The organism is Mesorhizobium sp. LMG 17147 (genome assembly GCF_024297145.1).
Lineage (GTDB): Bacteria > Pseudomonadota > Alphaproteobacteria > Rhizobiales > Rhizobiaceae > Mesorhizobium.
In genome coordinates, this window is the sequence record NZ_JANCTC010000007.1 from 273497 (window position 1) to 296719 (window position 23223).

Here is a 23223-nt window from a genome sequence, read left to right on the forward strand (position 1 = left end):
CCAGGTCGACGGTTTAAAAACATGATTGCCAAGAACAAGTTCCAACGCCATGCGATCGCCGTCCATCTGGCACAGCAGCTCGCCGGACCTGCGCGGGCAATCTCAGGATTTCAGGAGTTGCTGACCGAACAGGTGCAGGACCTCGGTCTGGTCCACATGACATCGGATCTAGAGAAGGTCAGCGCCGCTGCTTGCGAATTGAATAGCCTGATCGACAGCTTGATCCATGGCAAAGCCGACAATCAGAATCGGGCAGGGGTCGAGATCGAGGCGAAACTGCGCCACGACTTGCGAACGCCGCTCAACGCGATCATCGGCTATTCCGAAATGATTCGTGAAGAAGCCGAAGAATTGCACGAATACGCGCTGGAAGAGGATGTCAGGGTGATGCTCGCCGCGGCGGCCGAGTTGTTGGCGCATGTCGATGCAATCGCCGGCCTCTCGCGCGCACCCGACAGCGAGGAACCGCGGACCACGGATCAGGCTGAGATCGATGCGGCAGGACTCGAACGAGCAGTGATCAAGACGGAGCACCCCGTAAGCTCCGGCAGTGGCCGCATACTTGTCGTTGACGACATCAGCAGTAACCGCGGTCTCCTCTCCCGCCGCCTGCAACGTGACGGTCATCAGGTAGTCACCGCCGAGTCCGGTCTGTCAGCGCTGGCTCACCTTGCGGAACACGAGTTTGACCTGGTTTTGCTGGACCTCCTGATGCCGGACATGAACGGCATCGAGGTGCTCTCACGATTGAAAGCAGAGCGCCGATGGCGGCATATCCCTGTCATCATGATATCGGGGTTGGACGAAGTGGACGCAGTGGTCCGCTGCATCGAGGCGGGGGCCGACGACTACTTGCCTAAACCTTTTAATCCAGTCCTGCTGCGCGCCCGGATCAACTCGAGTTTGGAGAAGAAGCGTTGGCTCGACCGCGAGCACCAGTATCTTCAGCGGATCGAGGCGGAGAAGCGGCGGGCTGACTCGCTACTTCATGCGATCTTGCCCGGTCAGATCGTGGCACGACTGCATCGGGGCGAAGAGTTCATTGCCGACCGGTTCGATGAAGTGACCATTCTTTTTGCCGATATTGTCGGTTTCTCCAGCATAGCGGCAAGGTTGCCGCCGTCGGACCTGATCAAGCGTCTTGACAGTCTATTCGGCACGTTCGACGTCTTGGCGGAGAAGCATTCCGTGGAGAAAATCAAGACCATCGGAGACGCCTATATGGCTGCGGGCGGCGTTCCCGAACCGGCAGCTGACCATGCCGACAGGATCGTGGCACTGGGGAAATCCATGCTGGACGCGTTGAAGCCCTTAGCTTTGGGCAACAATAGTTTTCGGATCCGCATTGGCGTGCACACCGGACCGGTGATCGCGGGCCTGATCGGCCGGCATCGGTTCGTCTACGACCTCTGGGGCGAGACCGTGAATATCGCAAGCCGGCTCGAGTCCCAGGGCGTGGCCGACCGCATGCAGATCTCGGAGGCAACCAAGCAGGCCCTGCGCACCTCCTGGGAGCTCGAACCGCGCTGTAATGTAGAACTGGCAGGTGTCGGCAGGATTGAAACCTATCTCGTTCAACACTGATCGGACCAATGTCTGACTGCCCTTAGGGAATTTCGCGAAGCGATGCTCTGCTGCTGACGCGATGAATGCCACAGCTATCGTATCATGCTTCGCGAAGCAGGGCTCGGCCTAGGTCCTTGTAGGGGTGGCTTCGACGCCATGCTGGAGTGGAAAGTGCTCCGAGCCGGGGAAGACCACGATGCGCCGCACCGGAGCAAGGTCCTCGCAGGCGTGATAAAAACCCTTTTCCACCTTCGGCGCCAGGCTACGCTTCACTTCGATGGCCCAGAGGCGTTGGTCCGGCAACGTGAGCAGCAGGTCGATCTCCGCGCCCGCGGCTGTTCGATAGAAATTGCTCAGCGTGCCGGCGGGGGCGGCGGCGGTGAGGGTTTCGATCACAAACCCTTCCCAAGGGGCGCCGGCCACTGGATGCCCAAGCACGTCTTCCTGCGTGGCGAGACCAAGCAGCGCATGGGTGATGCCGCTGTCGCGGACATAGACGCGCGGGGATTTAACCAAAGCGCTTGCCGACATTGGCATGCCAGGGTTCCAGCCGGCGAACCAATCAGGAGATCGACGAGTAGGTCGAGATACGACGCGACTGTCTTGCCGTCGACGCCGAGCGCGCGGGCGAACTCGGCAGCGTTGAGCAGGCCAGCTTGGTGGTGCGCCAGCATGGTCCAGAAGCGGCGCAGCGTCTCGGCTGGGACGCGCGGACCGAGGAGGGGAATGTCGCGTTCCAAATAGGTGCGGATGAAATCCAGCCGCCACCGCTGGCTGGCGCGGTCACTGGCGGCCAGAAAGCTGTCGGGCAAGCCGCCGCGTACCCATAGCGGCCCAAGGTCGGCGGCGCCGACCTCGAGCCCGTCGATGGGATGCATTTCGAGATAGGCAATGCGGCCGGCAAGGGTCTCGCCTGACTGCTTCAGGAGATCGATCGACGCCGAACCTAAGAGCAGGAAGCGGCCGGCTTTGCGACCGCTACGCCGACCGCGGTCGATCAGCCCGCGCAGGTTCTGGAACAGGTTCGGTAACCGGTGGACCTCGTCGAGGATAACCAGTTTGTCCTGATGCTCGGCCAATAAAGCTCCGGCTCGGCAAGCCGTGCGCGGTCGGCGTCCGACTCGAGGTCGAGGTAGATCGATGGACGCCGTTCGGCTAGTTCCAGCGCCAGGGTTGTCTTGCCGACCTGACGCGGCCCGAGCAGTGCCACAGCGGGCATGCTGTCCAGCATCTCGGTGAGTTCAGTGCTGATGCGACGTTCAATCATCCTTGCAATTATGGAGTATAGTTCCAGTTTTGCAAGGACATGCGAGCCCAGCCGCGCAAGACGCGCAGGCAAGGGGGCATTTAAAAGCGCCGACGCCTGAGTGAGATTGGCCCGGAACAGATCCCTCCGATGCTGACTTGGCCCATCACAATAAACAGAGCATTCGCCCACGCACGACGGACTCTGAAACCGGGTTGATTGTCCGACCATGACGGCGGATGGCTGTCAGTACGAATACCGATCTAGCAGGAACGCGACGAAGATCGGTAAGGTAAGGTTGTCGGGGTGCCAACGGGCTATAGGAGGCCCGAATTGGTCGGGCAATCTTGTCTGGCACTACTAAGATTTGGCGAGTGACAGCACGGCTCGGTCGCACGCATCATCGTCCAATGCCCTGGTGAGGAGATGATGCCGTGACACAGACAAGCACACTGAGATCCGGCCAGCAGACACATTCGAGGAAGATCAACACCGAGACTGTCGCATGGCCCCTGGTGGTAGGAGTCGGTCGGGCACACGCCCATCACGGGGAATTCCTCCAAGGCGTCTTTGAAAGGGAAAACGGACGGCTTTGTCGCGGACTCGTCACGCTTCCGCTGACGTCGCAAGAGTCGCTAGCGACCTTCTGGCCGGATCAGCAAGCCGGCATTCGGTCGCGACCCGCAAACCGGACCAAGGCGGCTCGCGCGGCGGCCCTCACGCTCGAGCATGTCGGGTTAGCTGGAAGAGGGGGAGAATTGACGATCGAAAGTTCTATCCCGGTAGGGCACGGTTACGGTTCCTCCACGGCAGACGTCATTGCGTCGATCCGCGCGGTCGCGGCTTCGGCGGGTGTCACGCTGCGCCAGTCAACGGTTGCGCGACTGGCCGTTGCCGCGGAAAGCGCAAGCGACGCCATTGCTTATGGCGACCAACCTATCCTCTTCGCCCACCGGGAAGGCCGTACGATCGAACACTTCGGTGGCGAGTTCCCGCCCCTTCTCTTGGTGGGTTTCAGGGACGGCAGTGCCCGACCGATCGATACACTGAGCATGCCACGGGCACGCTACGATGGTGAGGAAATCGGGCTGTTCCGTGTTCTGCGGGGACTGGCGAACCGCGCCATCCGGCAACAAGATCCCCGCCTGCTTGGACGTGTCGCAACCATCAGCGCCAGTATCAGTCAGAGGCACCTGCCGAAGGCATCCTTCAACACCGTTTTGGATATAGCGCGGGCGCATGGCGCGTGCGGTGTGCAGGTGGCCCACAGCGGAACATTGATCGGCATCCTTCTGGATGCGACTGCGCCCAGGGCGGCCATGCGTGCTGCTGAGCTCGCAAGGCAGGTGAGCAGCGCAGGCCTCCAAGGCGTTCATACGTTTACCCTTAATGCCGAGACGAGGCTAATCCAGTGACCACGGCGCAAGACTATTTACGCGCCTACGAGACGCCGCGTTTTGCCCAACTCGCACCTAACCTCAACGCTGCCTGCTTTTCCCTCATGAAGCTGATCCCCGCCCGGTTCATGGTCGATCAGGCGGAAGCGTCAGGGCGCCTCAGGCAGGAAGGTCACATCATCGAAACGACGTCGGGCACATTCGGCCTCGCCATCGCCATGCTGGCCACGGCTCGTGGCTATGCGCTTACGCTTGTCACGGCTTCCAGCCTCATCGACTTGAAACTTAGGCGGCGCCTGGAACAGCTTGGAGCCAAAGTGATGGCCATCGATGATCCTCAGGGAGACGGCAATCAGCGTGGTCGGCTCGAGTACCTCCAGCAGAGCTTGCAAGATCATCCGGACACGTATTGGCCTCGGCAATACGATAATCCGGAAAACCGCCTTGCCTATGCGCGCCTGGCGGACCTCGTTGTTCGATCATTCGGCCGCATCGATTGCGTCGTTGGTTGCGTGGGCACGGGAGGATCGCTTTGTGGAACCGGAGGCTTCCTTCGTGAGCTCTTTCCTGATCTCAGGATGATTGCTGTCGATACCCACAGAAGCATGCTCTTTGGCCAGCCTGTAGGACGTCGCATGCTGCGCGGGCTCGGCAACAGCGTTTTGCCGGACAATGTTCGTCATGAGATGATCGACGATATTCATTGGGTGGGCGCATTGCCGGCTTACGCAATGGCGCATGGGCTGTTTCGTGATCACGGGCTCTTCATGGGGCCGACCAGCGGCGCCGCAGCCTTGGTCGGCGCCTGGTTCGCCAGGCAAAATCCGGAAGCCTCCACCGTCGTCATAATGCCAGATGAAGGGCATCGTCATTCCGATACAGTCTACAACCCCGACTGGCTCGCCGGTTTGAAGGGTTGGCCAATCTCCATTCCTCTTGAACCAACTGTTCTCACGCGAATTCGTCCGGCCGAAGAGACGGCATGGACGAGATTCCCTTGGAACCGCAGAACTTTAAACGCCGTCCTCGCGGGGGCGGACGGCCTGTCCCCTACGCAGTGACAGGTCCGAAATCAGGCTAGGCAACAACCAACATCGGCCAGCAGTCACACAGGGTGCATGACCCGGTGAAGAAAATCCCTAGTGCGTTCGTGTTTCGGATGTCGAAGCAGCTCCTTGGCCGGACCTTGCTCAACGATCCGGCCGCCGTCCAGAAAGAGCACGCTATCGGAAACCTCGCGGGCGAACTGAATTTCGTGCGTAACCACGAGCATGGTCATGTTCTCGTCTGCGAGCGCGCGCATGACCTGCAGGACCTCACCGACCGTTTCCGGGTCAAGTGCGGAGGTGGGCTCGTCGAAAAGAATGGCCTGTGGGCGCATTGCCAGTGCACGGGCGATGGCCACGCGCTGCTGTTGACCGCCCGACAATGACGCGGGATAGGCATTCGTCTTGTCGGCCAAGCCGACGCGATTGAGCAATGCCGTGGCCCGTTCCCGGACCTGGTTCCTATTTTCCTTCAGCACATAGAGCGGCCCTTCCATGACATTTTCCAGGGCTGTGCGGTGCGGAAACAGGTTGAAACGTTGAAAAACCATGGAAACGCGGGTGCAGATGGCGTGAACCTGGGGCGAGGCGGCATCGACCACCGTGCCGTCGATGCTGATACGACCGCGCTGATAGGTCTCAAGCCCGTTCACACATCGTAGAAGCGTCGATTTGCCGGAACCCGAGGGCCCAATCAGACATACGACCTGTCCTTTGGCGATCTCGGCGTTGATCCCCTTGAGGACTTCGTGCGCACCGAAGGACTTGTGCACGTTGTCAAAGGTGATCATCCCGCCGCCCCAAGATAGCTTTCGGCTCTACGCATAAACAGGTTCAGCGGAACCGTCAGGCACAGGTAAAGCAGTGCCACCAAGGTAAAAACTGTCATGTTGTCGAATGTGGACGACGCAAGCATCTTGCCCTGCATGGTGAGCTCCTGAACCGAGATCACCGACACAAGCGAGGAGTCCTTTAGCAGCATGATCATGTTGTTGGCGTAAGGCGGCAGGATGATCTTGACTGCCTGCGGCAGCACGACGCGGCGCATCATCAACGGACGCTTCATCCCGATCGATTTTGCCGCTTCGACCTGACCCTTATCGACCGCCTCGATGCCAGCCCGGAAAGTTTCCCCGAGATAGCAGGAGTGAGCCAGGCCCAGCCCGATCGTACCGGCCTGGAGCGCAGTCAGGTTGATGCCGATCTCGGGCGCGACAAAGTAGATATAAAAGAGAACCACCAGCAGTGGTATGCCGCGCACGAAGTCGACAAGCAGCCGCGTCGGCACGGCGAGACAGCGTATCCCCGATGTCCTGAACAGCGCCCAGACAAGACCGAGCGCCGTCGCAAGGCACAGCGCAAGAAGGGTTATCAGGACGGTCAGCCAAACGCCTTGAAGAAGAAGTGGTAGATATTCCGTTGCATGCGCGATGAATTTGGTCATGGCCCGGCTTCCTCTGGCACCCGGCCGTCAAAGCCGGTCATTCCGATGCGATCCTTTGGTCCTGCCAACCGGCGCTTGTCGAGGTCAGTGCGGGATGGCTTCAAAGGCCATATTTGGCAAATATTCGGCTTAATTCGCCGCTTTCCTTCAGCTTGGCGATGGAGGCATTCACCTTTTCGAGAAGCAGTGGATTTTCCTTGGCAACCGCTAACGCGACTTCGCCTTTTTTCATCGGCCGATAGCCGTCGACGAGGCGAACACCCAGTTCGGGGTTCTTTGAAAGCTGATATGCGACGATCGGGGCGTCACCAAAGCCGGCCTTGATGCGGCCCAGAACCACATCACGCATCATGTCAGCGATTGAATCGTAGAGCTTGACTTGACCGAAGACGCCAAGCGCTTCCAGAGCGTCAGCGTAGGTCGAGCCGATCTGCGCCCCGACGGTCGCACCTCTCAGCTCTTCGATCGTGTAGTTCTTGCTGTCGCCGGCAGCAACAAACATCGCCTCGCCATAGGCGTAAACCGGCGTGCTGAAATCGATTACCTGCTTTCGCTTGTCCGTTATGAACATGCTGGCGGAAATCAGATTGATCTTGTCGGTCGTCAATGCCGGGATCAGGGCTGGAAAAGCGTTTACCTGGAAGTCAGCGGTCGTACCAAGGTTCGCGGCAATCGCACTTGCCAGATCGACCATCGCGCCAGTCGGCTTTCGCGTTGCGGTGTCGACAAAGGTGAACGGCACTCCCGTTGGCGTGACCCCGACTCTGAGCGTTTCCTCAGCCATCGTCTGAGTTGCCATTGCGACACTGAGGGCTGCGAGCCAGCCGATGAGCGTTTTGCGAAGCATGAAAATTCCCCTTTCATCATGTTTGAATCGAGGTTCCGCTCGCTAAGCGAGTTGAATTTGCCTCTCGTGGATAGCTTTTGGAAGTCCAATACCGTCCAGTTGGGGACCAGATCATCAGTCGATCACAAGTCGCGTCTGTTCATGATCGTCTCTATCTTCTCTTCAGGGCATCTTGGTCGCGCATTGTTGATGAGAGGGCGTGAAATAGTCACTGTCCTCGCCAATGTATTCCCACGCTTCGGCAACTGACCGAAACGATTGTTGTGCTTGGTCCGGGCCGGTCGAACGATCCAAATCCTTGAGGCCGCTCGCTGTCACGATGGCAACGACGCTGTCCGACCGCGCGATCGTGCCCTCCCGTCTCAAGGATTCAATAGCCGCAAATGGCGTCACCGAGGCAAGCTCGGCAAACACTCCCTCGGTGGCCGCAAGCTGCTGCTGCATGGCTATCAGGCCGAAGTTTCCGACCGGCATTGCCATGCCGCCAGATTCACGCAGCGCATTGAGCGCCTGAAACGTGCTTCGTGTGGTGCCGATCGAGATGGCCAGCGTGTCGAAGCCCGCGGGAACCTCGGCGACCAGATCGGCCTTGCCGGCAAGCGCTTTGGCCAAAGATCCGTGCACTTCCGCCGCCACGAGTCTCGGCAACCGATCGATCCTGCCTTGGCTGAGAAGATCCTTGAATCCCCACCAGAGCCCGGCAAGCGCGTCGCCATAGCAAACAGGCAAGGCGCACCAGTCCGGCACGGCTCCGTGCATCTGTTCGACGATCTCGTAAGCCAGGGTCTTGTAGCCCTCGATCCCGACAGGATGACTGCCCACCACGGGGCTGTGAAACGGCGACGTTGCAAACCATCCGAGGCGCTCGGTACCAGCGGCAAGCAATGGCCAGCGATGGGACTTGTCGGCCAGGGATACGACGCTTGCGCCGTATTTGCGGATCTGCGCCAACATTGCGCCGGCGGTGCCTGAGAATGTGACAACAACGCATTTCAAGCCCGCCCGTGCAGCATAGGCGGCAAGTGAGGCCCCGGCGTTGCCCGACGAAGCAGTCGCCACGACGCGAACGCCACTCAAGCGTGCCATCGACACCGCCACGGTCGAGAAGCGGTCCTTGTGGGACCACGTAGGGTTTGCGCCCTCGTCCTTGATAAGCAGCTTGGGGACGCCGAGCTGCTTTCCCAGCCTCTCGGCTCTCAACAGCGGCGTCAGACCCTCGCCCAGGGAGATTGCATCGCTGAGCCCACAAGGAAGCATGTCGGCATACCGCCAAAGCGAGGGGAGCGCTGCGGAAGCGGCCGATGTCGCTGCGGATGGATCGTAGACGACCCGAAGATTGGCTGGCGCTTCGCCGCAGCATATCGGGCAGCCGCGTGAGTCGATTTTGGTATCGATCCGGAACAAGGCGCCGCATCGAATACAGGAAAAACCTGCCGCGCGGCTCATAGCGGCACCCGGGTGATTGCGTTGTGCGTCTCTGTCAGCTTCTCCACTCCGGCCTGGCGAACGACCATCATGTCCTCCACCTGGAGTCCCCAGCGGCCGATTTCGTAGTAGGGGGTCTCCACGCACAGCACCATTCCTTCTTCAAGGACGTCTGTACTGCGCGCCGAGAGCGTCGGCGCATCATAACCATCAAGGCCGATGCCATGGCCGACGTGATCACGCTCGTAGTGGGCAATTCCTTCGCGCTGGACCACACGCACCACCGCCTCGAAGAGCTGTGCTGCAGGCAGGCCGGGTCGGATGATGTCGCAGGCGTGCTGAACGCCGCGCAGCAGCGCCTGCTGAAGCCGATGCGCCTGCGGCGGCGGCTCGCCCAGCGTGGCGATGCGGGCAATGTCGGCGCGGTAGTGCCGAAACCGGCCACCGACGTCGAAGCGGATGATCTCTCCAGCGCGCAACTTGCGGTCAGACGGCTGGACGTTCATGAGCGCGCTGCGCTCACCAAAGCCGATGCATCCCAGTACGGGCAGGGCGCCTTCCTCGACCGTCCTGACATGAAAAGCGCGCGCCAGGTCAGCCTCGGTGGCGCCTTCCTGAGCAACAGCGAGTGCTGCTTGAATGGACCGTTCGGCAATCTGGGCAACTTGACCGAGCCGTTCGATTTCATCTGCCGTCTTTACGGCACGAACCTCGCGAAGCAACGCGGTGGCTGGTAGGAACGACGCATTGGGAAAATGAGCTCTCAGGGTTTCCTGGTATCCTGGCGCGAGCCCCGCCTCGTCTATGCCGATCCGCGCGCGGCCGAGCTGGGCTTCCTCCAATGCCGCGACCAAAGCCGCGATTGCATCGCCATGCCTCGGCAGGTCGCGAAGCTGGAGGTGTTGTTCATTGGCGCGGTCTACGGCGGTCGAGGAAGCGACATCGGCGTAAAAGTCGCCGTAGGGCCGCACCTTGCTTACCCGGACTTCCTGATCGGCAATGAGGTCGAGCGTGCTGGTGCTGGCGATGATTTCAGGCGCGCCCTTGTCAGGAGCCGGCCACACCACATAGGTCTGCGGGCCACGACGGATCCATTGCGGCAGCGCCCAGAAGCCGCTCATATAGGTCACGTTTTCCGGCGTCGTGGCTATGACGGCATCAAGCCCGGCTGCCGTCATGCATTGTTTCAGGCGGGCCTCGTTAAGCAGCATGGTGCGAATCCCGAGCCTGTATTGCTTCCGGAAAGCCGAGGCCGGCCGAGATGCGCGCCGCAGCTGCCGTTACTGCCTCTCCGACCTCGGCGATCTCGACATGCGGTCCCACTGACCGCGGGTAGGCCACACTTATCGCCGCGGTGATTGTGCCTGATGCATCGCGAAGCGGCGCGCCGACTGCGATCAGTCCGGTAAAGTTCTCGTCCAGAGAGGTTGTGTAGCCGATAGATTCGGAGGCTCTGATCTGAGCCACGAGCTTGTGCGGGTCCGTGACTGTGCGTACGGCAACCTGCTCCAGCGGACCCTGTCCGAGAATTCCAACGACTGCTTCGCCGCTCAGCTCCATCAGGAGTGCCTTACCCAATGCGGTGGAGTGCAGGGGGAAAGTTTCACCGGGTGACGAGCGAATGACGACCGGACTCTTGCTTTGCACGGTCAGGAGATAAATACCGCAATTGCCCCGCCTGATGCCGAGGAATGCGTTGAAGCAACCTTCGGCGGCCAGCGCCTGCAGTTCGATTTCAGCCAGACCAACCAGGCGATCTCTGCCCAGGACCTTCCGCGCCAGCGCCAGCACGGAGTGACCCAGCCGATAGCGCCGCGAGTCTGGCGACTGCTCGACATAGCCCTGCTCTGCCAGGGTGTTCAGAATTCGCTGCACGGCGGGAGCACTCTGCTCAAGGCGGCGGGCGAGTTCGCGCACCCCGACCGCCTCGTCCGCTTCCTTGAGGACATTGAGAACCGCAAGGCCACGTTCCAACGAAAGATTTCCTGTCACTAGCGTTCCTTATTTCGGAATAGCGTTCCGTAATATGGTGAGAAAAGCAGCAATGGTGGCGCCTGTCAATGACGAATGTTCACTATAGTGTGTCGTCCTAAAGTGTACGCAGCGACGACCATGACCTCATGGACCTACGGGTGGTTGTCGGCTAGAACGTACAGAGGATTCGGCGCGCACAAGCCCTCTCTCAAGAGGAACTGTCGTTCCGTTCAGGGTTCACGCGCGCCTATCTGAGTGGTCTGGAGGCCGGCCGGCGCAATCCCACAATTCTGTCGCTTGCAAAGCTTGCCACTGCATTAAGCGTCGACATCGAGGAATTGACCAAACGGCCAGGCAAAGACGCCCCAGCCGCGACGCCGCGCGCCCGACGCAGCAGAAAATCCTGATCCTCGCCCTCCTGGCCGGTGGATCATGGCGCGTTGCGACGAATGAGTTGCTCCACGTCAACCTGCAATGCCAACGCCAGCACCTCCAAGGTATCGATGGTCGGTGAGTTCTCCTCCCGCTCCAGCTTGCCGACATAGTTGCGATCAAGGCCGGCAAGGTCCGCGAGTTGTTCTTGCGACAAGCCGGAACCTTGGCGAAGCAACCTCAGATTGCGAGCAAAAACCGACCTCAGCCTCATGCGGCGAGGCAGTCAGAACGCGCCCTTTAGTGCCACCTACTATAGTAGTCAAACGTCATGCCGCAGGTTGCGGTCGGGCCTAACTTATTTATTCTTACTTTGTCTCAGTACATTGAAGGGTGTGAAATGTCGGCGGTTCATGGGAGCGTCTTAAAGCACCAGTTAACGCAAATCTTTGAAGCAACCGCGCTGATTGATCGTGCAAGCAGCGTCGCCGAAATCATTCGGCAACTGCGCAAGAGCATCGAACGTCACGGCTATGCAGCCTGTCTCGTCACCGAATTGCCACGCCAGGACACCGGATCGCTGGATGGACACATCCTTGTCAACGGTTGGCCGGGGGAATGGTACGACCACTACATGGCTGCCGGACATTATCGCCATGACCCTTGCGTTGCTTTGTGCCGTGGTGCGATCGGGCCGTTCCTTTGGAGGGACGTTCATCACGGCCTGACGAACAGCAATGCAAGGAAGGTGATGGATGAGGCAAAAGAGTTTGGGCTTTGGGACGGGATCTGCATCCCAATCCAGGCGTCATTTGGCGATCCGGCCTGTGTAACGGTTGCCGGACGCGAAATTGATTTGGCGCCGACGGTGCGCTGCACCGTTCATGCCCTTGCGCGCCATGCCTACTCGGCTGCCGAACGGCTCGTTGGCAGCTCGCTCAAGCGGCCGAGACAAAAGCTTTCCCTACGGGAGCGTGAAATCCTGCAGTGGGTCGCTGGCGGGAAGACCGCATGGGAGGTTTCCCGAATACTTGGTATTTCGGAAAACACCGTGACGACCCACCTGCGCAACATCAAGCAGAAGCTCAGCGCCGCCAACGTCGTGCACGCCATCGTCGAGGCTTATCGCAGGCGCGAAATCGAACTTTGATCCATCCTCAGATCTGGGTATTTCATGGGCAATCGTCGCGTGGTCGGATGGGGTTCCATATCGAGGAACCGCAATGATTCAGGTCCACGTCGTCGACGCGTCAAACAGCTTTGCCTATCGAGGCGATCTCGACAGTTACTTCCGCCTGCGACATGAAATCTATGTCGATGAACGTGGCTGGCATGAGCTGAGGCGGCCCGACCGTCGCGAGATCGACCCGTTTGATACACCAGAGGCGATTCATCTGCTCGGCATTCAGCCGGGAAGGGGTGTCGTTGCCGGATCCCGCCTGGTGCCGAGCCTCAGGCCGCATCTGATGAGCGAGACCTTTCCGCAACTTGCCGAAGATGGCGTTCCGCGCCGAGCCGATATCTATGAGTGGACGAGATTCTTCGTGGCCCGGGAGTTTCGCGAGCCCGGCCGACCCTGCCAGGCCGCCGGCGTGATCTACTGCGGAATTCTGGAATTCTGCATTCAAAGAGGCATAAGCAATCTGACGATTGTCTGTGAGGAGTATTGGTTCGACCGCTTGGCATCGATCGGCTGGTGCCCAAGGCAGCTTGGGTCTTCATTCAAGTGCGATGACATGACCATCATCGGCGTGATGGTCGACGTCGGCCCGTCTGCCTTGGCCGCGACGCGACAATTCTACCGCATGACCGACCCAGTGCTTTGGACCGAAACGCCAATCAAGCGGCTGGCCTGACCGAGGGCCATCCGCTTTTTGGGGCCTCGAACGAACATGCTGTCTGGCAGACAAGTTCGTGCATACCGACGATGGAGCACCTACCTGTCAGCCAAACCTAAGCGATTGACTTGCCAACGTTTGGAGAAAATCATGTCTCGACCGGCAGCCGGTTCGACCGCTTTATCTGCGCAAGCGCGAAGCTGGACTCGATCGAAGAGACGCCATCGAGCCGGGTCAGCTTTTCCTTCAGGAAGCGCTCATAGGCGTGCAGGTCGCGCACCACCACACGCAACAAATAGTCGCGTTGGCCAGTCATCAGATAGCAATCGACGACCTCCGGCCAGCGCGCGATTGCCGCATTGAACCGCTTCAGCTCGTTCTCGCGCTGGCGCTCAAGCTTGATCGAGGCAAACACCGAGATCGGCAGATCGACCATGTCCTGGTCTATCAGGGCAGCATAGCCGGTGATCACACCCATATCCTCCATCAGGCGGACCCGGCGGGCGCAAGGCGAGGCCGAAAGGCCGACTCGCTCAGCAAGCTGCTGCGCCGTCATCCTGCCATCGACCTGCAGCGCGGCAATGATCTTTCGGTCGATATCGTCCAGTCGGCGTTTTGGCATGAAGCGTTACTCCATTGGTCGATATTGCCAAAACCAGCTAACGCAGCTGCCAACCCCATGCAAGTTTAGCGACAATCGGTTTTTGCTCAGCTCTATGATTGCGACGATCGCAACCGGGAGCCTTGCAGCATGGACAAACAAAAAATGGAGGCACTTTCGGCGCTGGAGAAGAAGGTCCTCTGGCTGTCGACATGGATGATCCATAACGCCAATCACCTGCGCGAGAACGCCGACGGGCTGAAGGTTGGCGGACACCAGGCATCCTCGGCGTCGCAGGCGACGATCATGACCGCGCTATATTTCTTCGTGCTGAGGCCGGACGACCGCATTGCAGTGAAGCCGCACGCCTCGCCCGTGTTTCACGCCATCCAGTATCTTCTGGGCAATCAGACGAGGGAGAAGCTCGAAGGATTTCGCGCCTTCGGTGGCGCACAAAGCTATCCGTCGCGGACCAAGGATGTCGATGACGTCGATTTCTCTACCGGCTCCGTAGGCCTCGGCGTCGCGCAGACGCTGTTCGCCTCTCTGGTGCAGGATTATCTCAGAGCCCGCGACGAGAGCGTGACCGAGGGCCGGATGGTGGCGCTGCTCGGCGATGCCGAGATGGACGAAGGCAACATCTTCGAGGCGCTGCTGGAAGGCTGGAAACATGGCTTGCGCAATTGCTGGTGGGTCGTCGACTACAATCGCCAGAGTCTCGATGCGGTTGTGCGCGAGGGCCTTTGGGAACGCTTCGAAAGTATCTTCAGGAATTTCGGCTGGGACGTCGTGATCCTGAAATATGGTTCGCTGCTCGAGGCCGCCTTCGCCGAACCGGGCGGCGAGGCGCTGAAGGCCTGGATCGATGCCTGTCCGAACCAGCTCTATTCGGCCCTGACCTTTCAAGGCGGCGGCGCCTGGCGCAAGCGGCTGCTTGCCGATATCGGCGAAAAGCCGGTCGTGAGATCACTTCTCGACCGGCGATCCGATGCCGAACTCGCAGCGCTGATGACAAATCTCGGTGGCCACGACCTGCAGTGCCTGATCGAAGCTTTTGAGACGGCGCGCCACAACGACCGGCCGACCTGCTTCATCGCCTATACAATCAAGGGTTTCGGCCTGCCGCTGGCCGGCCACAAAGACAATCATGCCGGGCTGATGACAAAGGATCAGATGGCAGCCTTTCGCGCTTCGATGTCAATCGGTGAGGGGCGGGAGTGGGATCCCTTCGAAGGCTTGGACATCGGCAAGGTTGATCTCCGACGCTTCCTCGATGCGGTGCCTTTCGCCGCGAAAGGCCGACGCCGCCGACACGCCCAGCGCATCCTCGTCCCCGATCGTCTCGGCCCGGAAGCCAAGGGCAGCATTTCCACCCAGGTCGGCTTCGGTAGGATCCTGGATGAGATTGCACGGGCCGGCGGGCCGCTTGCCGACGCGATCGTCACGACGTCGCCCGATGTCACCGTTTCAACCAATCTCGGCCCCTGGGTCAACCGGCGCGGCCTGTTCGCGCGTCGCTCGCTTGCCGACACGTTCCGTAGCGAACGCATAGCCTCGGCGCAGAAATGGGAATTCGGCCCATCTGGCCAGCACATCGAGCTCGGTATCGCCGAGAACAATCTATTCATCTTGCTGTCGGCGCTCGGGCTGTCTCATTCGATCTTCGGCAAGCGGCTGCTACCGATCGGCACGCTCTACGATCCGTTCATCCAGCGCGGTCTCGATGCGCTCAACTATGCCTGCTATCAGGATGCGCGCTTCCTCCTTGTAGCCACGCCATCCGGAGTCACACTGGCGCCGGAGGGTGGCGCGCATCAGTCGATCGCCACCCAGTTGATCGGCATGGCGCAAGACGGGCTTGCCGCCTACGAGCCGGCATTCGTCGACGAGTTGGGCGTCATCATGCGCTTTGCGCTGGATTATATGCAGCGCGACGGCGACGCCGTGCAGTCGGAGCGTACCTGGCTGCGCGACGAGACCGGCGGCTCGGTCTATCTACGGCTCTCGACGCGCCCGGTCGAGCAGATCATTCGTCCCATGGAGCGTGAGCTCGAGCAGGACATTGTGGACGGCGGCTATTGGCTGCGGCGTCCCGGTCCGAATGCCGAGGTGATCGTCGCCTATACAGGCGCCGTCGCGCCGGAAGCCATCGAGGCGGTCGGCATGATGGCCGAGGACCGTCGGGACGTCGGTCTTCTGGCCGTGACTTCGGCCGATCGCTTGAACGCAGGCTGGACGGCGGCAAGCCGCGCACGTGAGCGCGGCCTTGTTCATGCAAGAAGCCATGTCGAACGGCTGTTCGCCGACCTTCCAGCCCATTGTGCGATCATTACCGTCGCAGATGGCCACCCAGCGGTACTCGGCTGGCTGGGCTCAGTTTACGGCCACCGCACGCGCAGTCTCGGCGTCGAGCACTTTGGCCAGTCGGGGACGATCGGTGACCTTTACCGCCACTTCGGCATCGACGCCAATTCCATCGCCACAGCCGCAGATCGCATTGCTGGTGGCCGGCCAATCCGCCACCTGCGCGCGCTGGATTGATGCTGTGAGTCGCCGTCCGGGATCGTCGGCGTAGCCAGCCGCCAATCGCGTTCGTGGCGAAGCGAGGGTAACTCGCCATCGGTGCTGCCAGACATCTGCACGAGCACCTGAAGCGGGAGATTGGCAACTCGGGTTCGCTAACAGCACAGCGCAATTCGTGTTCCTCCCGCACGGTTGACATTCCTCCTTCAGCGCCCATGCTGCATTGCAACATGGCCCGAGTTCGGCACGAACGCCTGGCGCGCGGGGCGGACTGGTTCTCAACCTCCATGCGTCACTCGAAAACAGGCGACAAGTTCGTGCTGCGCGATCTCGCGCCAGGCTCCAAGGTGCGCAAGTACGGAGACGTGATCGGTCGCCTTGCAACTCCGGCCGTCGCAGGCGACCATGTCCATGTTCACAAACTTGAAAGTCTGCGCCGAGTTGAACCGCGCCCGCTTCGAAGCGCACGACGATGCCCGTGCGTGATGAAGTTGGGTCGATCGGCGAGAGCCGGCCGATCGATCTCCTATTTTGGTTGGCAGGCGTCAGTGCACCGAAGTCGGCCGTTAGAGTAATCTGGCGTCAAACAATCGTTGTTTGCAATTGCGCAAGCCGAGTTTTCCCAATAGGAACGCCAGAGATCAACAAGGGAATGATTTTGATGGACGAAGCAATTTGGCAGAGAAATGCGGATCTTCTAGGACTGACAGCAGATATCGTCGCCGCCTATGTCCAGAGCAACGCAACGCCGGTGGCGGATCTGCCGAATTTGATCGCCAGCGTTAATTCTGCGTTGTCTGGCCTGGCTAAGCCCGTCGCTGCACCCTCACCAGTACTTACGCCCGCGGTAAATCCCAAGAAGTCGATCTTTCCCGAGTACATCATCAGCCTTGAGGACGGGCGCAAGTTCAAGTCGATGAAGCGCCACCTGGGCTTGCTTGGGATGACACCCGATGAGTACAGAGCCAAGTGGGGTTTGGCGTGGGATTATCCTATGGTAGCGCCTAGCTATGCGGCCCAGCGGTCTGCTCTTGCCAAAGCTGCCGGTCTCGGCCGCAAGGCGGGTGCCAAAACGCCGCCAAAGAAAGCACCAGCAAAGCGCAAGGCCAAGGCCTGACAGTGCATGACAGTCGGGCCAGGCCATCAGGTCTAGATGGTCTTCGCGACAGAGTTGTTGCGTCGGTCTCCGGCGCGGCCGAAGTTCTGCTGAGAGATTGGCCGAGGAGCGCCTGACCTGGTTGCCGGACTCATTGGCGAAGCGAACAGCCTACGGTCGTGGTGACGATGTTTTCGATTTCCGAGCTTGCCTGGGCTTCAAGCGGAGGCATCGAGTTGATCAGGACGGCCTGGTTGGGAATGAGCTGTCCGGACACGCACAGTTCCGCCAGTGCTGCTCGCGCCGCGATGCAGGCCTTCAGCACCGCCCTTGTCTCCACATCCTGGCGCGGAGGAAGGGGCGGGAGGTCGCTGTAGGGGCGAAACGGTCGGCCAATCCCCATGCGATCAGCATGTCGGGCGGGATATGTCCTCGACAACGACATGTCGTCAAATCATAGGATCGCAATCCATTGACATAATTGGGCGCCGCAAGCGGCCCTCCCGATGCTGCAACTTGCTACAATTCCACTCAACTGAAAGACAGTGAGGGCGGTTTGGGAACATTGGCTTCGGCATCGGTGAAGAGATTCGGAAACAGCCGTTCCCTGAAATCGAGAGGAAAAGCGATCCGCACCGGTGTCTTCGGAGTGTCAGACTTCAGGAAACCGCGGTCGACGAGATCCGATAGCGTGTTCCGTGCCGTGCGCTCGGATGTCTTCAGCACGAAGTTAGCATCGCCGCGGGGCAACCTACCGTGCCGCAGTACTGCCGCCACCAGATCAGGTGCCCGTTTGTCGTCGACGAGATCCTTCACCAGCGCGCGGTAGCGAGCCTCGAGCCGTCCGAGGTCGAACATCGTGGTCGAGAACCGCACCTGGTCGAGCGCGACTGTCAGGAACCATTCGACGAAATCCTTGAGTGCTGATTCCGAAAGATTTCCTCGGCCGTCGCGGTCGCCCTGTCTTGGGCTGTCGGCGTGATCCATCATGCGCTTGTATTCGCCACGATCTTTCAGTCCACGAGCGAGACCACGAGATATCGACCACAGGCCATTGCCGCCGATCCCGGCCTTGAGCGCCATGGCGTGAGACATCAGCCGACTGACGCGGCCGTTGCCGTCTGGAAACGGGTGGATGTAATTGAGGCGATGATAAGCTGACGCAATCGCGATGATCCGCAGGCTGGCCTGCCTTTCGGCCATCGCAAACCCGTTTCTGGAAATACTCCATAAAGACCACCATCCTGTCAGACGATGGCGGCTGATGGCGCCCGACAACGACATCATGATCGGCGGACAACCGAAACTCGCCGGGAACGATCTCGGCCTTGGTGCCGTCAGGATTGTCGATGAACCGGAATTCCTCTGGCATCCCGTCGTAAAAGGCACGATGAACCCCCCGGATGAAATCGATCGAAGTCGGGCTCGGCAGTTCCCCACGCAAACCGAGACCATCAATCATCCTCTGAACTTCGACATGGGCCTTGGCCTCCAAGGCGAGAGGGCGGCGTTCGGGATCAATCTCGGCTCCGGCCAATGCACTCTCGATATCTCGAGGTCTGGTGTTGTGGCCTTCGATCAAGTTCGAGTAGTAAGAATTCATGACGCGCACGAGATCGGCTAGTTCGGCAGCCGATTCCGGATGCAGGCCTCGGCCGAGGTCATCGGCGGCCTTCTGCAACTCGATCGCCAGATCTGCCAGAACGGTCGGTACCGCGTCGCCAAAAAACAGTGGCTCGATGCGGGCAGGGGTTTCAAGCATTATTTGCCGATCTCAATAGTTCTCAATTGCCTGCAATGTAAGGCATTCGAGACCATAAGTCAGCATAATTGCCGATATTGATTGCCGATCTCTCTTGCCGATGCCGGCCGCCGATCGGGAGACCAACCCGAAATGCCTCAAAGGTCGGCCGGGCAGGGCGCGACTGGAATTACCGATGGCGTCAGTGCCATTGGGCTGAGTTGCTCGTTGGTCGGAGCAACAGGATGTGCCGGAAGGCAGCGGCGCGGTCTGGAACGCGTAGCCGTCCCAATCCACCCACGCCTCCCAGCCTTGCGCGTGGCCCGTCCGCGAGGCCTCGCTCCATGCCGTCAGCCTTGTCGCTCACACCTTCTATGTGGTGACAACTCTGTCGCGTTCCGCACCGCTCATTGAAGACAACTCCCGCGGTACGGATTCTCCCATCGCTGCCGCCGCGTGTTTTCTTCCGACATCCCGGTTCTCGAGCTGAAGAAATCCGAGAGTGGTGCGTCCGAACGAATTTCGGAGCTCATACTCGAAGGCATCAGGCTGGGGGCGGAGGGGGTTGCGCTGGGTTGCGTGGGCATGGCTGATTTTGCATCCATGGAGTGCTGCAGTCGGTCTTGCGCAGACCCTGATACGCTGCGGCGGCGCGCCTTCCAAACGTGGCGTGTGGGCCATGCCGGCGCGCGCGAAGATGCTGGACAGGTTCGAACGACCAGGAGCGATTCGTACCTGATTCTATGTTCCTTTCACGACCCTCGGCTTAATCGGCCGGCGGGATTGGGCCGCGCTCTCGAGTGTCAAGGCCAACCGCTTCTCGTCTTCGATGGCGCGATCGACTGCCTCGATTTCCTCTTGGAGGACCTTCAGCTCGACTCCATAGCTGGAGCCGTCGCTGTCGCCAATTTGAAAGCCACTTGCCCGCATTGCGTCGCGAGTATGGTGCACGTTACGGACTCCTTCACGTCGAGTCGCGACCAGAATTTCCCTGAATTCTCTAAGACGTTCAACGTGATTGCGAGCCATTTGCGTTCTCCTATTTCGTCGTCATCGTCGCTGATGGCGATTCAGCCCGACAAAAACCTACGGCGCAGAAGGTTTAAGCGCCTCTAAGAGATACGCTCGACAGAGCATGAATGCGGAAGGTCAAATTTGAACGTCTTGCAATAGTTTGAAGTACGGCAGCTGGAGAGACGCTTCGGCCGAGCGCCTCTGCTGCTCGGCGCTCTTGCTGGTCCCTCCGGCTTCAGGATTGCGAGGGTCCATCTGTGAGCATGCAGCGCCGCATGGTCTCATGTCTGGTGAGCGGCGCAGTCCCGATTACAGTTGGCAAATCGCCGTATAGGCCCATCACTCCCAACGGCGCGCCTGAGATCGCCCGCGCTCGGTTCTATTGGTCCGAAAACCTCACGCTCACGCCGGGCTGCCGAAAATAAGCCTGCATCAACTTGCGGCCCGAGCGATTGTTCTGCGCCAACTTGGTCGGATCGAACACCGCCTGTTTTATCCCCTCTCGTGTGAGAGCTGCCTTGAGCGTCGCGATACCTGCGTCGATGTCGGCATTGCCCGCCCGGAGCGAGGCATAGATACTTTCGGTCGCCTCGGCCACGGTCAGTTCACTCACAGATGTCGTCCTTTCGTAAAGGGCGGCGGCTTAGCATGGATTCGCGGCTCGCCGATACCGATGAGACCGTCATTGGAATCCTGTCGGCGGCGCTGAAGTAGCGGTATTACTCGACCGGCAGCGAGGGCGTGCTGCGGCTCGGCGTGATGACATACCTTTATGAGGACCTAGTCTAGCCAGACTTGAGAAGCTGGTCCAGTTGGCCGGATGCAAGTCGGGTAGACCAGAGGCAAAAAGCTGTCTGGCCCTATGTTGGACGGCATGCCTGCTGATAGCGATCGAGTACACGCCCGATCATCGCAAGCACAAGCTGCCGCGACTCGGGCTTCACGTTGCCGGCCGCAACGCCATCGTAGACTGCCCCGAGATATTGGCTGATCAGTGTTTCCGGGATCTTCTTGCCTTCGAGGCTTTCCATCAATTCTGCCACAGCAGCAGAGGCGCTAGCACGTGGCCAATAGTACCGGATTCGATCGGAGTAGCTGAAATGCCGCTGAACACGCAGTGTCTTTTCATCGCCGTGATAATGACTGCGCCAGTGGCCGGGTTCTTCCAGCATGATCTGATCCATTTTGGCCGCTAGCGTTCCCGCCGCGGGGCCTGCTTGGAGCTGATACGCAATCTGGTCGAGCCCGTAGAAGGCCTCTCGCAATGCAAATGTCAGCCAAGGGCCAACCTTAAGGATGGCGAACCCCTCGCGGACCAGATCCGCGAGGGCGGTCGCCGGTTGATAGTCGGTCGAGTGCGCTTCAAAAATGAACTGCGGAAAACGGTCCAGAGCCGCGCGCAGCTCACGTGCCTTCGGCGGGTCATAGATAGCCACATTATCATTTCCAAACTCGACGCCCGGCTGCACGACGACCCCGATCGCTTGCTCGAAGGCTTGTTGGGCGCCATGTCTGTCGAAAGCCTGTCGATGAACCTCAATCGTCTCCGCAAGGGCAGCCGGCCGCGTAGGCTCAAGCGCATCTATCTCATGGATCGCTCCGCCGGGCGCCGGCACTTCCGTCCCTATGATGTAGACTGCCGGCTCGTGTCCGCCGCACCGACGGGCATCCAGCGAAACGGCGGCCAGCGATGCGGCGCGGTCGGCCGTGATCTCATCCGGCAGCCAAGCTGGCTCGCCTGAGCAGCCCATGCTCGTGTCCAGATGAAGCTTGGTAAAGCCCGCTTCCACATAGGCAGAAATCATGCCGCGCGCCTGATCCATCGCCTGCGCCGCCGGCAGATCTTTCCAGGGATTTGGTCCGAGATGATCCCCACCCAGAATGACCTGCGAAATCGGATAGCCGACCTTCGCCGCCATGCCTTCGACAAGCTGTCGAAAATCAGCCGGGGTCATACCAGTATAGCCGCCATGCTGGTTGACTTGATTGCAGGTGGCTTCGATCAGCACCGGAGCGTCCGTGGCAAGTCCGTTCCGCAAGGCTGCTTCCAGAACCAGCGGATGGGCCGAACACACCGAGGGTATGCCAATGTTTTCGCCGAAGCGGCGACGCTGTGGTATGTCGCGGAGAAATTGCGTGGTCATTGCGATCCTTGGCGGGTCAAAAGAAATTGCTCAATCTCGTCCCAGGTCGCGGCGCCCTCCATAGGGCCACGTTTGCCGACAGCAAGCGCGCCGGCGGCATTGGCGATAGCAAGCGCATCACGCGGTGCCATGCCGCGCAGCCAACAGGTGACCAGCGCGCCGCCAAAACAGTCGCCTGCCCCGGTCGGATCAACTTCCTCGGCCTCAAAGCCTGACATCGAGACGTAGCCTTCCGCATCGAAAAAGCTCGATCCTGCCGCGCCCCGCTTGATTACGACGGCTGTCACGCCGCAGGACAGGATTTGCAGGAGGGCATCCTTTTCGGTGGCCGCGTTGCAAAACAGATAGAGCTCATCGCCACTCGGTAGAAACAGGTCCGTCTCACTGAAGACGTATTCGAGCGCCTCTCGCATGCCCGACAGTCCAAGCATTTCCTTGCGGATATTCGGATCGAAGGAAACGGTGCCGCCACGCTGTTTAATCGTGCTGATGGATTCGCGAATGGCAGTGACGGTTCCACCGGAACCCAGCGAAGAGCCCATGACGTGAAGATGATCAGCTTCTGCAAGCAACGCCTTCGCCTCTGCCGTGATAGCTATCGAAGCGCAGGCGCTATGGCGAATGTTGAAGACGAAGTCGCGCGAGCCATCATCCCGATACCGCACAAAAGCGCTACCTGTCGGTCGGTCGGGGTCAACACCGATCGCCGAGCAATCGACCCCATCCTGGCGGAGGCGGTTGAGGTTGGTGCGACCGAAATCGTCGTCCCCTACAAAACTCACTATGCCGCAGGGCTGACCCATGCGCGCAACCTGGTCGATGAAGATCGCTGGCGCACCCGACGGGAACGGGCCCATCAGCGAGATCGGCTCCAGAAATCCATCGCCGATCGTCGTTGCCATGATCTCCACGACGATCTCACCGATAGTGACCACCTTCTTCATGATGA

The 23223-nt window shown here is 60.0% G+C and carries 23 protein-coding genes and 1 pseudogene; 9 read left to right on the forward strand and 15 right to left on the reverse strand.

The window, feature by feature from the left end; genetic code table 11:
- Positions 1-21: 21 nt before the first annotated feature.
- Positions 22-1584: an adenylate/guanylate cyclase domain-containing protein gene (locus NMG46_RS16150; protein ID WP_254818616.1), complete on the forward strand. Its 1563-nt coding sequence runs from the start codon at positions 22-24 to the stop codon at positions 1582-1584.
- 108 nt (positions 1585-1692) lie between these two features.
- Here the strand turns inward: NMG46_RS16150 and NMG46_RS29925 are convergent.
- A pseudogene (locus NMG46_RS29925) lies at positions 1693-2833 on the reverse strand (ATP-binding protein).
- Positions 2834-3570: 737 nt separating this feature from the next.
- On the opposite strand from NMG46_RS29925, the gene NMG46_RS16170 reads away from it, so the two are divergent.
- Together NMG46_RS16170 and NMG46_RS16175 are read left to right on the forward strand one after the other, a co-directional pair.
- Positions 3571-4227 (forward strand): kinase, encoded by a 657-nt coding sequence (locus NMG46_RS16170; protein WP_254818618.1) that lies wholly within the window; start codon positions 3571-3573, stop codon positions 4225-4227.
- A complete protein-coding gene (locus tag NMG46_RS16175) occupies positions 4224-5270 on the forward strand; it encodes a PLP-dependent cysteine synthase family protein (protein ID WP_254818619.1) in 1047 nt (348 codons plus the stop codon). Before NMG46_RS16170 ends, NMG46_RS16175 begins: the two co-directional genes overlap by 4 nt.
- Positions 5271-5314: 44 nt before the next feature.
- Here the strand turns inward: NMG46_RS16175 and NMG46_RS16180 are convergent, their stop codons facing one another.
- The 6 genes from NMG46_RS16180 to NMG46_RS16205 all read right to left on the reverse strand — a co-directional run bounded on the left by NMG46_RS16180 (position 5315) and on the right by NMG46_RS16205 (position 10945).
- Positions 5315-6046, reverse strand: coding sequence for an amino acid ABC transporter ATP-binding protein (locus NMG46_RS16180; protein WP_254818620.1), 732 nt, complete (start codon positions 6044-6046; stop codon positions 5315-5317).
- Positions 6043-6699: an amino acid ABC transporter permease gene (locus NMG46_RS16185; protein WP_254818621.1), complete on the reverse strand. Its 657-nt coding sequence runs from the start codon at positions 6697-6699 to the stop codon at positions 6043-6045. Before NMG46_RS16185 ends, NMG46_RS16180 begins: the two co-directional genes overlap by 4 nt.
- A 100-nt stretch (positions 6700-6799) precedes the next feature.
- Entirely contained in the window at positions 6800-7546 is a 747-nt protein-coding gene (locus NMG46_RS16190) for an ABC transporter substrate-binding protein (protein WP_254818622.1), read from the reverse strand.
- 162 nt (positions 7547-7708) lie between these two features.
- Positions 7709-8992: a threonine synthase gene (locus tag NMG46_RS16195; protein WP_254818623.1), complete on the reverse strand. Its 1284-nt coding sequence runs from the start codon at positions 8990-8992 to the stop codon at positions 7709-7711.
- Positions 8989-10182 carry a Xaa-Pro peptidase family protein gene (locus NMG46_RS16200; RefSeq protein WP_254818624.1) on the reverse strand — a complete coding sequence of 398 codons (1194 nt, stop codon included), beginning with the start codon at positions 10180-10182 and terminating at the stop codon, positions 8989-8991. The genes NMG46_RS16195 and NMG46_RS16200 overlap by 4 nt, the downstream gene beginning before the upstream one ends.
- Positions 10172-10945, reverse strand: coding sequence for an IclR family transcriptional regulator (locus tag NMG46_RS16205; RefSeq protein WP_254818625.1), 774 nt, complete (start codon positions 10943-10945; stop codon positions 10172-10174). Before NMG46_RS16205 ends, NMG46_RS16200 begins: the two co-directional genes overlap by 11 nt.
- A gap of 185 nt (positions 10946-11130) precedes the next feature.
- Between NMG46_RS16205 and NMG46_RS16210 the strand changes: the two genes are divergently transcribed.
- Positions 11131-11352 carry a helix-turn-helix domain-containing protein gene (locus NMG46_RS16210; RefSeq protein WP_368389304.1) on the forward strand — a complete coding sequence of 74 codons (222 nt, stop codon included), beginning with the start codon at positions 11131-11133 and terminating at the stop codon, positions 11350-11352.
- Between the two features lie 23 nt (positions 11353-11375).
- Here the strand turns inward: NMG46_RS16210 and NMG46_RS16215 are convergent, their stop codons facing one another.
- Positions 11376-11591, reverse strand: coding sequence for a helix-turn-helix domain-containing protein (locus tag NMG46_RS16215; protein ID WP_254818626.1), 216 nt, complete (start codon positions 11589-11591; stop codon positions 11376-11378).
- Between the two features lie 57 nt (positions 11592-11648).
- Here NMG46_RS16215 and NMG46_RS16220 point away from each other — a divergent pair, with 57 nt between their 5' ends.
- Positions 11649-12467, forward strand: coding sequence for an autoinducer binding domain-containing protein (locus NMG46_RS16220; RefSeq protein ID WP_254818627.1), 819 nt, complete (start codon positions 11649-11651; stop codon positions 12465-12467).
- Positions 12468-12540: 73 nt separating this feature from the next.
- On the forward strand, positions 12541-13173 hold the full coding sequence (locus NMG46_RS16225) for an acyl-homoserine-lactone synthase (protein ID WP_254818628.1): 633 nt from the start codon (positions 12541-12543) through the stop codon (positions 13171-13173).
- Positions 13174-13303: 130 nt separating this feature from the next.
- On the opposite strand, the gene NMG46_RS16230 is transcribed toward NMG46_RS16225, so the two are convergent.
- Entirely contained in the window at positions 13304-13777 is a 474-nt protein-coding gene (locus NMG46_RS16230) for an Lrp/AsnC family transcriptional regulator (protein WP_254818629.1), read from the reverse strand.
- A 129-nt stretch (positions 13778-13906) separates the two neighbouring features.
- On the opposite strand from NMG46_RS16230, the gene NMG46_RS16235 reads away from it, so the two are divergent.
- Positions 13907-16297, forward strand: a complete 2391-nt coding sequence (locus tag NMG46_RS16235) for a transketolase (RefSeq protein ID WP_254818630.1) — start codon at positions 13907-13909, stop codon at positions 16295-16297.
- Between the two features lie 643 nt (positions 16298-16940).
- Positions 16941-17396, forward strand: a complete 456-nt coding sequence (locus NMG46_RS16245) for a MucR family transcriptional regulator (RefSeq protein WP_254818632.1) — start codon at positions 16941-16943, stop codon at positions 17394-17396.
- A gap of 130 nt (positions 17397-17526) precedes the next feature.
- Here NMG46_RS16245 and NMG46_RS16250 read toward each other — a convergent pair whose 3' ends face one another.
- Both NMG46_RS16250 and NMG46_RS16255 read right to left on the reverse strand, forming a co-directional pair.
- Positions 17527-17700, reverse strand: coding sequence for a Fic/DOC family N-terminal domain-containing protein (locus NMG46_RS16250; RefSeq protein WP_352480613.1), 174 nt, complete (start codon positions 17698-17700; stop codon positions 17527-17529).
- 206 nt (positions 17701-17906) lie between these two features.
- Positions 17907-18662, reverse strand: a complete 756-nt coding sequence (locus NMG46_RS16255) for a Fic family protein (protein WP_254818633.1) — start codon at positions 18660-18662, stop codon at positions 17907-17909.
- Here NMG46_RS16255 and NMG46_RS16260 point away from each other — a divergent pair.
- On the forward strand, positions 18640-18999 hold the full coding sequence (locus NMG46_RS16260) for a hypothetical protein (RefSeq protein ID WP_254818634.1): 360 nt from the start codon (positions 18640-18642) through the stop codon (positions 18997-18999). The two genes, NMG46_RS16255 and NMG46_RS16260, sit on opposite strands and share 23 nt — an antisense overlap.
- Before the next feature lie 858 nt (positions 19000-19857).
- Here NMG46_RS16260 and NMG46_RS16265 read toward each other — a convergent pair.
- The 4 genes from NMG46_RS16265 to NMG46_RS16280 all read right to left on the reverse strand — a co-directional run bounded on the left by NMG46_RS16265 (position 19858) and on the right by NMG46_RS16280 (position 23218).
- Complete coding sequence (locus NMG46_RS16265) at positions 19858-20145, reverse strand: hypothetical protein (RefSeq protein ID WP_254818635.1); 288 nt, start codon at positions 20143-20145, stop codon at positions 19858-19860.
- 364 nt (positions 20146-20509) lie between these two features.
- A complete protein-coding gene (locus NMG46_RS16270; RefSeq protein WP_254818636.1) occupies positions 20510-20743 on the reverse strand; it encodes a hypothetical protein in 234 nt (77 codons plus the stop codon).
- Positions 20744-20990: 247 nt separating this feature from the next.
- The gene (locus NMG46_RS16275) at positions 20991-22274 is read right to left on the reverse strand and encodes a D-tagatose-bisphosphate aldolase, class II, non-catalytic subunit (RefSeq protein ID WP_254818637.1); all 1284 of its coding nucleotides are present in this window, start codon (positions 22272-22274) and stop codon (positions 20991-20993) included.
- Positions 22271-23218, reverse strand: coding sequence for a sugar kinase (locus NMG46_RS16280; RefSeq protein WP_254818638.1), 948 nt, complete (start codon positions 23216-23218; stop codon positions 22271-22273). Before NMG46_RS16280 ends, NMG46_RS16275 begins: the two co-directional genes overlap by 4 nt.
- Between the last annotated feature and the right edge of the window lie 5 nt (positions 23219-23223).